This is a genomic window from Solwaraspora sp. WMMA2080 (genome assembly GCF_027497395.1).
GTDB lineage: Bacteria > Actinomycetota > Actinomycetes > Mycobacteriales > Micromonosporaceae > Micromonospora_E.
Map to the genome: position 1 here is coordinate 6,213,357 of NZ_CP114910.1, position 13,764 is coordinate 6,227,120.

The 13,764-nt window shown below is 71.2% G+C and carries 9 protein-coding genes and 1 rRNA gene; 8 read left to right on the plus strand and 2 right to left on the minus strand.

Going from position 1 to position 13,764, the window contains the following annotated elements:
- The first annotated feature begins 37 nt into the window (after positions 1-37).
- Positions 38-154, plus strand: a 5S ribosomal RNA gene (gene rrf / locus O7543_RS28490).
- A 127-nt stretch (positions 155-281) separates the two neighbouring features.
- Here rrf and O7543_RS28495 read toward each other — a convergent pair.
- Positions 282-977 (minus strand): hypothetical protein, encoded by a 696-nt coding sequence (locus O7543_RS28495; protein ID WP_281551036.1) that lies wholly within the window; start codon positions 975-977, stop codon positions 282-284.
- A 173-nt stretch (positions 978-1,150) separates the two neighbouring features.
- On the opposite strand from O7543_RS28495, the gene O7543_RS28500 reads away from it, so the two are divergent.
- The 3 genes from O7543_RS28500 (at position 1,151) to O7543_RS28510 (ending at position 5,537) form a co-directional block, all read left to right on the plus strand.
- The gene (locus O7543_RS28500) at positions 1,151-3,772 is read left to right on the plus strand and encodes a valine--tRNA ligase (RefSeq protein ID WP_281551035.1); all 2,622 of its coding nucleotides are present in this window, start codon (positions 1,151-1,153) and stop codon (positions 3,770-3,772) included.
- Between the two features lie 98 nt (positions 3,773-3,870).
- Positions 3,871-5,142 carry a folylpolyglutamate synthase/dihydrofolate synthase family protein gene (locus O7543_RS28505; protein WP_281555665.1) on the plus strand — a complete coding sequence of 424 codons (1,272 nt, stop codon included), beginning with the start codon at positions 3,871-3,873 and terminating at the stop codon, positions 5,140-5,142.
- Positions 5,139-5,537: a DUF4233 domain-containing protein gene (locus O7543_RS28510; protein ID WP_348650053.1), complete on the plus strand. Its 399-nt coding sequence runs from the start codon at positions 5,139-5,141 to the stop codon at positions 5,535-5,537. Before O7543_RS28505 ends, O7543_RS28510 begins: the two co-directional genes overlap by 4 nt.
- An 18-nt stretch (positions 5,538-5,555) precedes the next feature.
- Here O7543_RS28510 and O7543_RS28515 read toward each other — a convergent pair whose 3' ends face one another.
- On the minus strand, positions 5,556-7,082 hold the full coding sequence (locus tag O7543_RS28515) for a VOC family protein (protein WP_281551033.1): 1,527 nt from the start codon (positions 7,080-7,082) through the stop codon (positions 5,556-5,558).
- A gap of 212 nt (positions 7,083-7,294) precedes the next feature.
- Between O7543_RS28515 and ndk the strand changes: the two genes are divergently transcribed.
- From ndk to O7543_RS28535, 4 genes are all read left to right on the plus strand, one after another.
- Positions 7,295-7,720 (plus strand): nucleoside-diphosphate kinase, encoded by a 426-nt coding sequence (gene ndk, locus O7543_RS28520; RefSeq protein ID WP_281551032.1) that lies wholly within the window; start codon positions 7,295-7,297, stop codon positions 7,718-7,720.
- 119 nt (positions 7,721-7,839) lie between these two features.
- A complete protein-coding gene (locus O7543_RS28525; RefSeq protein ID WP_281551031.1) occupies positions 7,840-9,477 on the plus strand; it encodes an alkaline phosphatase D family protein in 1,638 nt (545 codons plus the stop codon).
- A 328-nt stretch (positions 9,478-9,805) separates the two neighbouring features.
- On the plus strand, positions 9,806-12,952 hold the full coding sequence (ileS, locus tag O7543_RS28530; protein WP_281551030.1) for an isoleucine--tRNA ligase: 3,147 nt from the start codon (positions 9,806-9,808) through the stop codon (positions 12,950-12,952).
- A 74-nt stretch (positions 12,953-13,026) separates the two neighbouring features.
- On the plus strand, positions 13,027-13,752 hold the full coding sequence (locus O7543_RS28535) for a lysophospholipid acyltransferase family protein (RefSeq protein WP_281551029.1): 726 nt from the start codon (positions 13,027-13,029) through the stop codon (positions 13,750-13,752).
- Positions 13,753-13,764: the final 12 nt, after the last annotated feature.

The following is a 13,764-nucleotide window of genomic DNA, read 5'->3' on the forward strand; positions in this document are numbered from 1 at the left end:
AACGAACACTTGTGTGTGTTTGGTTTGTTGTTAGGGTTACGGCGGTTATGGCGGAGGGGAAACGCCCGGTTACATTCCGAACCCGGTAGCTAAGCTCTCCAGCGCCGATGGTACTGCACTCGTGAGGGTGTGGGAGAGTAGGTCACCGCCGGACATCTTTACTTGTGGGCCACCCGTACGGGTGGCCCACAAGTGTTTTCCGGGAAAGTCCGCAGACGACGGCCCCCGGACAGAAGGCACAGACCCCCGCACCGGCGGTGCCGAGAACCGCGGCGCGGACGTCAGCTCCGCTGCTGGAGGTCCACGCGCAGGTCCGCGAGCAGCGCGGCGGACTCGTCGACGGTGCGTCCAGGGAACAGTGCCACCGCGATGCTCCCGTGGTCCGCCCACCCGCAGACCGGCATCTCCTGGTCGTCGGTGGGCGTGCTGCCGCACTTCATCACCCCGCCGTACGTCCCGGCCGGCACCCGGTGGACGCCGGCCACCGAACCCTCCTCGTCACCGACGATCTCCAGCAGCGCGTCCAGGTCGTGCTCGGGTGACCACAGCAGGGCGGTGCCACCGAAAACCAGAACGCTGCGGTCCGCCGCCGACGGATCCCGGTAGACCGCGGCCGTGCTGTGGTCCAGGTCGATTCCGGCGGCGAAGGCACTGTGCAGGTAATCGGCCGTACCCCTGGCCTGTTCTCCGTCGTCGCGGACGAGCCCGGCCGCCTCGTCCGGGGCGCTCAGGCTGGCATCCTTCTGCGCGACGATGCGCAGCCCCGTCGAACCGAGCAGACCGGCGCCCAGTACACCGATCGCGGCGAGCGAGCCGATGACGGCGACGCGCCGACCGCGCCCGGCCAGGACACCTCGGCTGCGGCCGTGTCCGTCGCCCGGCGTCGGCAGGGCGTCCGGGGTGACGTCGAACGGTTCCTGACGGTCTTCCGGTTCCTGGTGAGCCGGCCGCCGTCCGCCGAATATGTCGTCGACCATGCCCGACACCGTACGTCACCGGGCCAGCCGAGCGGTGGGTGTGGCCCGTCGGCCCGCCAAGTGGGCCGAGGCCGCCGGTCAGCCGCGACCGGGCCTGCGTGAATCCAGGTGCGCTGGCTCCGTAAACTCGATGGGTGACCGAAACTTCGCAACCCCATCACGACGCTGCCCCCATGTTGCCGGCCCAGTACGCTCCGGGCGAGGTCGAACATCGGCGGTACGAGCGGTGGGTAGCCGAGGGGTACTTCCGAGCCGACGCGGGCAGCGGGAAGCCGCCGTTCACCATTGTGGTGCCGCCGCCGAACGTCACGGGGTCGCTGCACGTCGGGCACGCACTCGACCACTCGATCCAGGACACACTGATCCGACGCAAGCGGATGCAGGGCTTCGAGGCGCTCTGGTTGCCCGGCATGGACCACGCCGGGATCGCCACCCAGAACGTCGTGGAGCGACAGCTCGCTGCCGAAGGGCTGTCCCGGCACGACCTTGGCCGGGAGCAGTTCATCGACCGGGTCTGGCAGTGGAAAGCGGAGTCGGGCGGCACCATCCTCGGGCAGATGCGCCGTCTCGGTGACTCGGTCGACTGGGACCGGGAGCGTTTCACGATGGACGAGGGTCTGTCCCGGGCGGTGCAGACCATCTTCAAGCGTCTCTACGACGGCGAGCTGATCTATCGCGCCGAGCGCATCATCAACTGGTGCCCGCGGTGCCGAACCGCCCTGTCCGACATCGAGGTGGAACACAGCGACGACGACGGCGAGCTGGTTTCCATCCGGTACGGCGAGGGCGACGCGTCGATCGTGGTGGCCACCACCCGGGTCGAGACGATGCTGGGCGACACCGCTGTGGCGGTGCACCCGGACGACGACCGCTACCGTCATCTCGTCGGCACCGAGGTTGAGCTGCCGTTGACCGGTCGGCGGATCCCGATCGTCGCGGACGCGCACGTCGATCCGACGTTCGGCACGGGCGCGGTGAAGGTGACCCCGGCGCACGACCCCAACGACTTCGAGATCGGCCAACGGCACGGGCTGCCGAGTCTGACCATCCTTGACGAGCGGGCGGTGGTCACGGCGGCCGGACCGTTCGAAGGACTCGACCGGTTCGAGGCGCGGCCGGCGATCGTCGCGGCGTTGCGGGCCGAAGGGCGGGTGGTGGCCGAGAAGCGGCCGTACGTGCACGCGGTCGGTCACTGTTCGCGGTGCCGGACCACGGTCGAGCCGCGGCTGTCGTTGCAGTGGTTCGTCCGGACCGGCCCGCTGGCGAAGGCGGCCGGGGACGCGGTGCGTGACGGTCGGACCCGGGTGGAGCCGCCGGAGCTGGCCGCACGCTACTTCGCCTGGGTCGACAACATGCACGACTGGTGCATCTCCCGGCAGCTGTGGTGGGGGCACCGGATTCCGGTCTGGTACGGCCCGGCGGGCGAGGTCGTCTGCGTCGGACCCGACGAGCAGCCGCCGGCCGGTGCCGGCTGGCGGCAGGACGAGGACGTCCTCGACACCTGGTTCTCCAGCGCGCTGTGGCCGTTCTCCACGCTCGGCTGGCCGGACCAGACCGACGACCTGCGGACCTTCTACCCGACCAGCGTGCTGGTGACCGGCTACGACATCCTGTTCTTCTGGGTGGCCCGGATGATGATGTTCGGGCTGTACGCGATGGAAGGCCGGCAGCCGTTCGACGTGGTGGCCCTGCACGGCATGGTCCGGGACCAGTTCGGCAAGAAGATGTCCAAGTCGTACGGCAACGTCGTCGACCCGCTCGACTGGATCGACCGGTTCGGTGCCGACGCAACCCGGTTCACCCTGGTCCGGGGCGCCAACCCGGGCGCCGACGTGCCGATCAGCGAGGAGTGGTGCCAGGGTTCCCGCAACTTCTGCAACAAACTGTGGAACGCCACCCGGTTCGCGCTGCTCAACGGCGCGCACCTGACCGGCGACCTGCCCGATCCGGCGGATCTGGGCATGACCGACCGGTGGATCATGTCCCGACTGCAGGAGGTGACAGCGCAGGTCGACCAGCAGTTCGAGGCGTTCGAGCTGGCCAAGGCGTGTGACACGCTTTACCACTTCGCCTGGGACGACGTCTGCGACTGGTACCTGGAGCTGAGCAAGCCGGTGCTGGGCGCTGGCGGGGAGGCCGCTGACCGGACCCGCCGGGTGCTCGGCCACGTGCTCGACCAGCTGCTGCGGCTGCTCCACCCGGTTACCCCGTTCGTCACCGACGAGTTGTGGTCGGCGCTGGCCGGGTCGGGCCAGCCGGTGGCCGGCAGTCTGATGGTGGCTTCCTGGCCGGTCGCCGATCCGGCGTGGCACGATCCGGCGGCGGAGGCGGAGCTGGCCGTGGTGCAGCGGGTGGTCACCGAGGTCCGCCGGTTCCGGTCGGATCAGGGGCTGCGGCCAACCCAACGGGTCAGCGCCCGGCTGACCGGTCTGGCCGACGCGGGCGTCGGCGGGCACGAGCCGCTGATCCGGTCGCTGACCCGGCTGGACGAACCGGCCGTCGAGTTCTCGGCCACCGCGAAGCTTGCCGTGACCGCGCAGGTCGGGGTCGAGTTCGACACCCGCGGTTCGATCGACGTGGCGGCTGAACGCGCCCGGTTGACCAAGGACCGGTCGGCGGCCAAGCGGGAAGCCGAGCAGTGTCGGGCCAAGTTGGGCAACAGCGCGTTCGTCGACAAGGCACCTGCCCCGGTGGTGGACAAGATCCGTACCCGGTTGACGGCGGCCGAGGCGGAGCTGGCCCGCATCGCCGGAGCGCTCGCCGCGCTGCCGGCCGCCGACGGTGAGCAGTCGTGACGGTACGTCGACCTGGAGCCACCGGCGGCGCGAAGCAGCGGCCGGGTGGCGAGTTCGCGCGGGTCGAGCAGGAGCTCGCCGACCGGGGCTTCACCAGGATGGTGTTCGACCTGGACCGGATCGGCCAGCTGCTGGACCTGCTGGGCAGCCCGCAGCGGGCGTACCCGTCGATCCATCTGACCGGGACCAACGGCAAGACCTCGACCGCCCGGATGATCGACTCGTTGCTGCGGGCCTTCGGGCTGCACACCGGCCGCTACACCAGTCCGCACCTGGAGACGGTGCGGGAGCGGATCAGCCTGGACGGTGAGCCGGTCAGCGAGGAGCGATTCGCCGCAGTGTACCGGGAGGTCGCGCCGTTGGCCGGCCTGGTTGACAAGCAGGCAGCGGAGCCGCTGACGTACTTCGACACGACGACCGCGCTGGCGTTCGCGACGTTCGCCGACGCCCCGGTCGACGTGGCGGTGGTGGAGGTCGGGCTGGGCGGCGCCGAGGACGCCACCAACGTGCTGTCCGCCGGTGTCTGCGTGATCACGCCGATCGGTCTGGACCACACCGAGTGGCTGGGTGACACCCTCACCGACATCGCCTGGGCCAAGGCCGGCATCGTGCACGCCGGGTCGACGGTGGTCACCGCGGTGCAGCCGGAGGAGGCGGCCGGGCCGATTCTGGACCGGTGCGCCGAGGTGGGGGCAACCATCGCCCGGGAGGGCGGCGAGTTCGGAGTGGTCCACCGCGCTGTCGCGGTCGGCGGGCAGATGCTCACGTTGCAGGGGCTCGGCGGCCGGTACGACGAGGTGTTCCTGCCGCTGCACGGGGCGCATCAGGCGCAGAACGCGGCGTTGGCGCTGGCGGCGGTGGAGGCGTTCCTCGGTGCCGGTCCGGGCCGGACGTTGGACGCCGAGCCGGTCCGGCAGGGCTTCGCCGGGGTGTCGTCACCGGGCCGGCTGGAGCGGGTACGCAGCGCGCCGACGATCCTGCTCGACGGCGCCCACAACCCGCACGGGATGGCGGCTACGGTCGCCGCGGTGCAGGAGGAGTTCGCGTTCCGGCGGCTCGTGGTGGTACTCGCCGTGCTGGCCGACAAGGACGCCGAGGCGCTGCTGGATCTGCTGGAGCCGGTGGCGGACGCGCTGGTGGTGACCGGCAACACGTCGCCGCGGGCGATGCCGGTCGGTCAGTTGGCCGGCCTCGCGGTCGAGGCGTTCGGCGTGGACCGGGTACGGGTGACCCAGCAGATGCCGGACGCGATCGAAGCGGCGGTGGAGCTGGCCGAGGCCGACCTCGACGGGGAGCTCAGCGGGGTGGGGGTCCTGATCACCGGGTCGGTGGTGACGGTGGCCGACGCACGCCGGCTGCTGACCCGGTGAGCGACGGCCCGGTGAGCGACGAATCCGTGAGCGACGACCCAGCCGGGCTGCCGCCGCGTCGGTCCGGGTTGCGCAACCCGTCGGCCGCCGCGCGCGGGCTCGGCGCGGCGACTCTCGGCCTGGAAGCGTTGGTGCTGGTGCTGGCGATCCAGCCGATCCGGATGCTGGGCGACGGCTCCGTCCCGGCGGCCATGGTGGCCAGCGCCGTCCTCGCCGTCGGCGCGGTGCTGCTCGCCGGTCTGCTGCGGCGCCGCTGGGCCTGGTACGCCGGCACCGTGCTGCAGGGGCTGGTCCTGCTCGCCGGTCTGCTGCACTGGTCGCTGCTGGTGGTGGGGGTGCTGTTCGGCATCGTCTGGGCGTACGTGTGGCACGTCCGGCGGGTCATTCTCAGCTGACCACAGCCGTCGCCGGGGTCACTGCGACACGTCGGCGTCGGACGTCGGCTGGTCGCGGTCACGCCACTCGATGATGGCGATGCCGTGGCCGTCCGGGTCGCGGAAAGCGGCTGCCCACAGCTCCAACCGGGCACCACGGTTGACTGCCCGGGGCGCGTAGGTGAACCGCACCCCTTTGGCCTTGAGTTCGTCGTGCATCCGTTGCAGGCCGTCGACTTCTAGGTTGAGGTGCATGAGCCGACGGTTGACCGGGGCGACCTCGGGCACCGACCGCAGCACCAGGCGGGTCTGCCCGGAGGCGAGCACTGCGTTTCCGTCACCGCCGTCGATCTCGAAGAAGCCGAGCATGTCGCGGTAGAACTCGACCGACCGGTCGAGGTCCGCGACGAGCAGGGTCAGACCGACGCCGTGAATCGGCCCGTGATCGTCGGCCGGTTCGCCGGCCAGGGTGTCGGGGCCGGCGGCGGCCAGGTCGGCGAGCGGTCCGTCCGGGTCGGGCACCGACCCGCCGTCGGGGTCGTCTGCGTCCGGGTCGGGCTGGTCGGCCAGCGCCGTCCCAGTGGCGGTCGGTGACTCGGCGCGGGCCTCGGCGGCGGCCCGGCCCCGGTCCGCTCCGGCGGTGACCGTGCCGGCCTCCGGCTCGGCGGGTGGGGAGTACGGCCGTGGCCGGGCACGGCGCGGCAGCGGCACCGGCTGCGGGTCCACCACCGTGCCGTCCACCACCTTGTGGCCGCCCGGAGACTGGCTCACCACGACGGGGTCGCCGACCTTGCCGGGGTCCTTGCCGGGGTTGCCGGGATCCTCCGGCTCGGACGGTTCGATGTCCGGGTCGAACCCTGGGGTGGCGAAGTCCGGGCGGGGGTTCTCCGCCGGGTCGCGTTGGCGCTGACGCGGATCGTCGGCCGGACCGGCGGGCTCGGCCGGATCGTCGTCGCGCAGCCCCGCACCGAGATCGGCGGTCCGGGTGGTGTCCGGGTCGAGGAACAGGTCGTCGGAGCGTCGCCGCACCCACGGCGGCTCCTCATCGACGTCGAGCAGGTCGTCGTCGAGGGTGCTGAAATCGGGCTCGTCGAACTCCGGCGGCAGGTCGGCCCGCTGCGCGGCGGCTTCGGCGTGGGTGAGCACGTCGTCCCAGATGATCCGTACGTGACGTTGGTCGTCGATGGCGACCATGATCGGCAGCGTGGCACCGGGGTCGGGCCACTTCGCCACCGGCACCCGGGGGTCGCGGACCTTGACCGACCGTGGCGGTACGCCCGGCGCGTCCACCAGGATCTGCAGTTCGCAGCGGCCGTAGGTGGAGGAGGCCGGCGGCTCGGAGACGCTGCGGACGTGGGCGATGCCAGCCACCCAGGCGCGCTCAGTGCCGGGGAACGCGGTGATCAGCACCAGGCTGACCGCGAGCACCAGCAGCGCCACGCCCAGCGCGGCGATCGCCCAGCTGGTCATGCCTGCGCCGAAGAGGATGATGAACGTGGCGAAAGTGCCCAGCACCGTGCCGATGAGCTTGCGGGCGGTGGAAACCGATCGATGGCCGTTCGCCACAGTAGACCTCCCTGCGTCAAGGCCAGGCTAGGCCGGGCCCGGCGAGGATGGAAGAGCCACGACCGGTGGCGTCGGTAGCCGCCGGTCCTCGTCCGTCCCCTGGCCCTCCATCATGACGCGCGGGGCGGCGTGGACCCACTAGGCTGGCAGCGCCAGTCCGTACCGGATCGCTCCGCAGGGGAGCGCTGCCGGTCCGTCGATAAGGAGCCAGCGTGTCCAGCCCCACCGATGTCGAACGTACCCTCGTGTTGATCAAGCCGGACGCGGTCCGGCGCGGCTTGGTCGGCGAGATCCTCGGCCGGTTCGAGCGTAAGGGACTGTACCTGGTCACCCTGCAGTCGCGCCGGATGGACGAGGACCTGGCCGGCGCGCACTACGCCGACCATGTGGACAAGCCGTTCTACCCGCCGCTGAAGGAGTTCATGACCGGCGGGCCGCTGGTCGCCCTGGTGCTCGCCGGTGACCAGGCCATCGATGTGGTCCGTGGGCTGATCGGCACCACCGACGGGCGAAAGGCGACGGCCGGCACCATTCGCGGCGACCTGGCGCTGTCCAACCGGGAGAACCTGGTGCACGCCTCGGACTCCCCGGAGAGCGCGGCCCGCGAGATCAAGCTCTGGTTCCCCGACCTGGGCTGACCCCGGTCGATCAGCCGCAGGTTGTCGGCCGGTTCGTGTGCTGGCCACCTGATTCGGGGGATCTCGCCACATTTCATCGATAGACCTCTTGGGGACACCGGACTTCCCAGGAGGATTCGATGAACCCATTCGACCGCCGTACCCTGCTGCGGGCCGGACTGGCCGGCGGCACCGGACTCGCTGGCGGCGCGCTGCTCGGCGGAGCCGGCGCGGCCGCCAGCGGGCCCGCAGCGTCGGGCCGGCCTGCGGCGCCGGCCTGGCACCCCACCGGCCGGCCGGTGCTCACCCACGGCGTCCAGAGCGGCGTGGCCGGCCCCGGCGAGGCCGTCGTCTGGACCCGCGCGGACCGGGTCGGCCGGCTGATCGTCGAAGTCGGCCGCCGGCCGGACCTGCGCGACGCCCGGCGGGTACGCGGCCCGGTGCTCGACAGCCGCGGCGACTACACCGGCAAGGTACGGCTGCGTGGCCTGCCCGCCGGCGAGCGGCTGCACTACCGGGTGCGGGTGGAGAGTCTGCACCGTCCCAGCCTGGTCAGCGAACCGTTGACCGGTTCGCTGAGCACCGCACCCCGCGCCGGTGGTCACCACGGACACCACCGGGGCCGGCCGGTCGGCGGCACCCGGGGTCGGGTCGACAACGTGCGGTTCGTCTGGACCGGGGACATCGCCGGCCAGGGCTGGGGGATCAGCGAGGACTTCGGCGGGATGCGGATCTTCGAGGCGATGCGGCGTGGCCGGCCGGACTTCTTCCTGTGCAGCGGCGACACGGTGTACGCCGACAACCCGCTCGCTGAGACGGTGACCCTGCCGGACGGGCGGGTGTGGCGCAACCTGGTGACCCCGGAGAAGTCCAAGGTCGCCGAGACGCTCACCGAGTTCCGTGGCCAGTTCGCCTACAACCTGCTCGACGCGCAGCTGCGGTCGTTCGCCGCCGAGGTGCCGCAACTCAACCAGTGGGACGACCATGAGGTGACCAACAACTGGTACCCGGGCGAGATCCTCACCGACCCGCGTTACACCGAGACCCGGGTCGACGTGCTGGCCGCCCGGTCCCGGCAGGCGTTCCACGAGTGGCTGCCGACCCCGGACGACGGACCGCTGTACCGGGTGGTCCGCTACGGGCCGCTGCTGGACGTGTTCGTCCTCGACATGCGCACCTACAAGGACCCCAACGACGGCAACACCTACGCCGACCCGCATCGGGGCCTGCTCGGCACCCAGCAACGGCAGTGGCTGATCCGCGAGCTCACCCGGTCGACGGCCACCTGGAAGGTGATCGCCAACAACCTGCCGCTCGGTCTGATCGTGCCGGACGGTGGCGCAGCCCAGGAAGGCATCGCCCAGGGCGACGGCGGCGCGCCGGCCGGGCGGGAGCTGGAGTTCGCCGAGATTCTCGGCGCGGCGCACCGGGCCGGTGTCACCGGTATCGTCTTCCTCACCGCTGACGTGCACTACACCGCCGCCCATCACTACGATCCGGCACGGGCAGCGGTGGCCGACTTCACCCCGTTCTGGGAGTTCGTCTCCGGCCCGGCGCACGCCGGGGCGTTCGGCCCGAACACCCTCGACGGTACGTTCGGCCCGGAGGCGGTGTTCGTCAACGCCCCACCGCGGGTCAACACCTCACCGGCCGAAGGTTTCCAGCACTACGGCGAGGTGTTCGTCGACGGCGAATCCCGGGCGTTCACCGTGCACCTGCGCGACCGGGACGGCCGTTCGCTCTGGTCGGCCACCCTGCCGGCCCCGTCCGCCCGCTGAAACCGGAAGTGGCAGGCGGACGGAAACCAGCTCGACGGGTGGGATACGCTCAAAACTGAAGGCAACCCAAAGGCGACGACCCGGCCATCACCGGTGAGCCTCCGGAAGAACCGGCTACCACTGCCCGGCAGCGGCGGCCCCAGTAGAACCGGACGGGTCCGGCCCGTCACAGCCGGCCGATGAGCGGGCGGTCGCGCACCTCGGCGACCGCCAAGCGAGGTGGTACCGCGGCCCACCGTGGCGACGTCCGGCAGCAGTCGGCGACCGCCCGACGGGTTCGTCCTCGCAGACCACGAGACAGTGAGCTGCGCGAGGAGAGGGCACCACCATGGCGTACCCGATGACCGACCCCGCCACCGGCGTGCCGGCCAGTCCGGACCTGCCCCAGGTGGAGCGCCGTGTCCTGGACTACTGGACGGCGGACAAGACCTTCGAAGCCAGCGTCGACCAGCGTGACCCGGGTCCGGACGGCGCCAACGAGTACGTCTTCTACGACGGCCCGCCGTTCGCCAACGGCCTGCCGCACTACGGCCACCTCTTCACCGGCTACGTCAAGGACGTGGTGCCGCGCTACCAGACGATGCGCGGCCGGCGGGTCGAGCGCCGCTTCGGCTGGGACTGCCACGGGCTGCCCGCCGAGGTCGAGGCCGAACGCCAGCTCGGCATCTCCACGAAGGCGGAAATCGTCGAGCTGGGCATGGAGCGCTTCAACGACGTCTGCCGCAGCTCGGTGCTGACCTACACGCAGGACTGGGAGCGTTACGTCACCCGGCAGGCCCGCTGGGTCGACTTCGTCAACGACTACAAGACGCTCGACCTGGACTACATGGAGAGCGTCATGTGGGCCTTCAAGGCCCTGTATGACAAGGGGCTGGTCTACGAGGGCTTCCGGGTGTTGGCCTACTGCTGGCGCTGTGAGACGCCGCTGAGCAACACCGAGACCCGGATGGACGACGTCTACCGCGACCGGCAGGACCCGACCGTCACCGTCTGGTTCGAGCTGGCGCCGGCGCAGCCCGGTGGCGAGCCGGAACGGATCGGGGTGTGGACCACCACGCCGTGGACGCTGCCGTCGAACCTGGCCCTCGCCGTCGGCCCGGACATCGAGTACGCGGTGCTGCAGCGCGACGGGCAGCGGTACCTGCTGGGGGCGGCACGGGTCGAGGCGTACGCCAAGGAACTGGACGGGTTCGAGCGGGTCGGCACGGTCCGCGGCGCCGAGCTGGTCGGACGCCGCTACACCCCGCTGTTCGACTACCTGGTCGACCGGGCCGGCCCGAACGCCTACCAGGTCCTCGGCGCCGACTTCGTCACCACCGAGGACGGCACCGGGGTGGTGCACATGGCCCCGGCGTTCGGTGAGGACGACCAGAACACCTGCAACGCCGCCGGCATCCCGACGATCGTCACCGTCGACGACCACACCCGGTTCACCGCCCTGGTCCCGCCGTACGCGGGGGAGCAGGTCTTCGACACCAACAAGCCGATCATCCGTGAGCTGCGCGACCGGGGCCTGCTGCTGCGCCACGACACCTACACCCACTCGTACCCGCACTGCTGGCGCTGTGACACGCCGTTGGTCTACAAGGCGGTGTCGTCGTGGTTCGTGGCCGTGTCCACCTTCCGGGACCGGATGGTGGAGCTGAACCAGCAGATCTCCTGGACGCCGGCGCACGTAAAGGACGGCTCGTTCGGCAAGTGGCTGGCCGGAGCGCGGGACTGGTCGATCAGCCGGAACCGGTTCTGGGGCTCACCGATCCCGGTGTGGCGCTCGGACGACCCGGCCTATCCGCGGGTCGATGTGTACGGCTCGCTCGACGAGCTGGAGCGTGACTTCGGCGTACGCCCGGCCGACCTGCACCGGCCCGGCATCGACGAGCTGACCCGGCCCAACCCGGACGACCCGACCGGACGGTCCACGATGCGCCGGGTGCCGGAGGTGCTCGACTGCTGGTTCGAGTCCGGGTCGATGCCGTTCGCCCAGGTGCACTACCCGTTCGAGAACCGTGAGTGGTTCGAGCACCACTACCCGGGCGACTTCATCGTCGAGTACATCGGGCAGACCCGTGGCTGGTTCTACACCATGCACGTGCTGGCCACCGCGTTGTTCGACCGGCCGGCCTTCCGCAACTGCGTCAGCCACGGCATCCTGCTCGGCGCCGACGGGCGCAAGATGAGCAAGAGCCTGCGCAACTACCCGGACGTGTACGAGGTGTTCGACACCTACGGCTCGGACGCGATGCGCTGGATGCTGATGGCCTCGCCGGTGCTGCGCGGCGGCGACATGGCGGTGGTGGAGAGCGGCGTCCGCGACGCCGTCCGGCAGGTGCTGCTGCCGCTGTGGAACGTCTGGTACTTCTTCGCGTTGTACGCCAACGCGGAGGGCTACACCGCGACCCGGCGTACCGACAGCACCCACCTGCTCGACCGGTACGTGCTGGCCAAGACCGGTGAACTGGTCGACGAGGCCACCCGGCAGATGGACAGCTACGACATCTCCGGTGCCTGCGCCAGCGTGCGTACCTACCTCGACGCGTTGACCAACTGGTACGTCCGCCGGTCCCGGGACCGGTTCTGGTCCGGCGACACCGACGCGTTCGACACCCTGTACACCGTGCTGGAGACGCTCACCCGGGTGGTGGCGCCGTTGGCACCGTTGACCAGCGAGGAGATCTGGCGCGGGCTGACCGGTGAACGGTCGGTGCACCTGACCGACTGGCCGGCCGCCGGCGAGTTCCCCGCCGACCACGACCTGGTCGCGTCGATGGACGCGGTCCGCGAGGTCTGCTCGGCCGGGCTGTCGCTGCGCAAGGCCCGTAATCTGCGGGTCCGGCTGCCGTTGCCGGCGCTGACCGTGGCCAGCGCCGCCGCGCCACAACTGCGGCCGTTCGCCGACCTGGTCGCCGACGAGGTCAATGTCAAGTCGGTGGAGTTCACCGACGCCGTCGCCGACCACTGCCAGCAGGTGCTGACCGTGGTGCCCCGGGTGCTCGGCCCCCGGGTCGGCGGCCAGGTACAGGCGGTGATCCGGGCGGTGAAGTCCGGCGACTGGGCGCTGGGCGACGACGGCGCGCCGGTCGCCGCCGGGGTCCGGCTGGCCGACGGGGAGTACGAGTTGAAGCTGGTCGCCGCCGACCCGGAGCATTCCGCACCGTTGCCGGCCGGGCAGGGGGTGGTGGTGCTGGACACCACCGTCACGCCGGAGCTGGCCGCCGAAGGGCTGGCCCGGGACCTGGTCCGGGTGATCCAGCAGGCCCGGCGGGAGGCCGACCTGCGGATCACCGACCGGGTCCGGGTCACTGTGGTCGCCGGGGCCGAGGTGGCGGCGGCGGTACGGGCGTACCAGGACTTCGTCGCCGGTGAGGTGCTCGCCGACGAGGTGACGGTCGACCCGTCCGGGGCCGGCCCGGCGGGGGGATTCGCCGGTGAGGTGGGCGACGGTGAGCCGGTGTCGGTGCGGGTGCAGCGGGTCTGACCGGTCCGGGCGGGATCCCGTCCGCTACCGTGTCTGTCCGACCCACCCATGCCTGTCCCGTCGCCGGAGGATCCGTGCCGCCGCTGTATTCGATCGGCAAAGTCACTGTCGGACCAGCGTTGTTGCTGGGCTGGCGACCCAAGGTGGAAGGGCGGGAGAACATCCCCACCACCGGCGGGGTGATCCTGGCCGCGAACCACCTGTCCGTCGCCGACGAGTACTTCCTCGGCGCGGTGCTGCCCCGGCACGTGGCGTTCTGGGCCAAGGCCGAGTACTTCGACGGCACCGGATTCCGTGGGCTGCTGACCAAAGGCCTGGTGACCGGGCTCGGCGCGATCCGGGTGGAACGCGGCGGCGGGCGGGCGGCGCTGAGCGCCTTCGACGGCGCGATCCCGCTGCTGCGGGCCGGCCGGCAGGTGGCCGTCTTCCCGGAGGGCACCCGTTCGCCGGACGGGCGGCTGTACCGGGGCCGGACCGGGGTGGCCCGGCTGGCGCTGGCCGCCGGGGTGCCGGTCGTCCCGGTCGGGTTCGTCGGCACCGCGCAGATCCAGCCGATCGGGTCGCTCTGGCCGAAGCTGAGCCGGGGCACGGTCACGGTCCGGTTCGGCAAGCCGCTCGACTTCACCGGGCGCGGCGATGACCGCTCCGAGATGCGTCGGATCACCGACGAGGTGATGAGCGAGATTCAGCAGCTCACCGGCCAGGAGTACGTGCCCCGGTACGCGCCACCGCGTACCGCCGGTGGGGCGAGGACCAGCGACGGCCAGCCGGGCAACGGTAACGGCGACGCCGCCGGCTGAGCCACTCCCGGG

Coding starts and splice junctions, on each gene's coding strand:
- O7543_RS28495 (WP_281551036.1), bottom strand. CDS start 977: ATGGTCGACGACATATTCGGCGGACGGCGGCCGGCTCACCAGGAACCG.
- O7543_RS28505 (WP_281555665.1), top strand. CDS start 3,871: ATGGTGTTCGACCTGGACCGGATCGGCCAGCTGCTGGACCTGCTGGGC.
- ileS (WP_281551030.1), top strand. CDS start 9,806: ATGGCGTACCCGATGACCGACCCCGCCACCGGCGTGCCGGCCAGTCCG.
- O7543_RS28500 (WP_281551035.1), top strand. CDS start 1,151: ATGTTGCCGGCCCAGTACGCTCCGGGCGAGGTCGAACATCGGCGGTAC.
- O7543_RS28525 (WP_281551031.1), top strand. CDS start 7,840: ATGAACCCATTCGACCGCCGTACCCTGCTGCGGGCCGGACTGGCCGGC.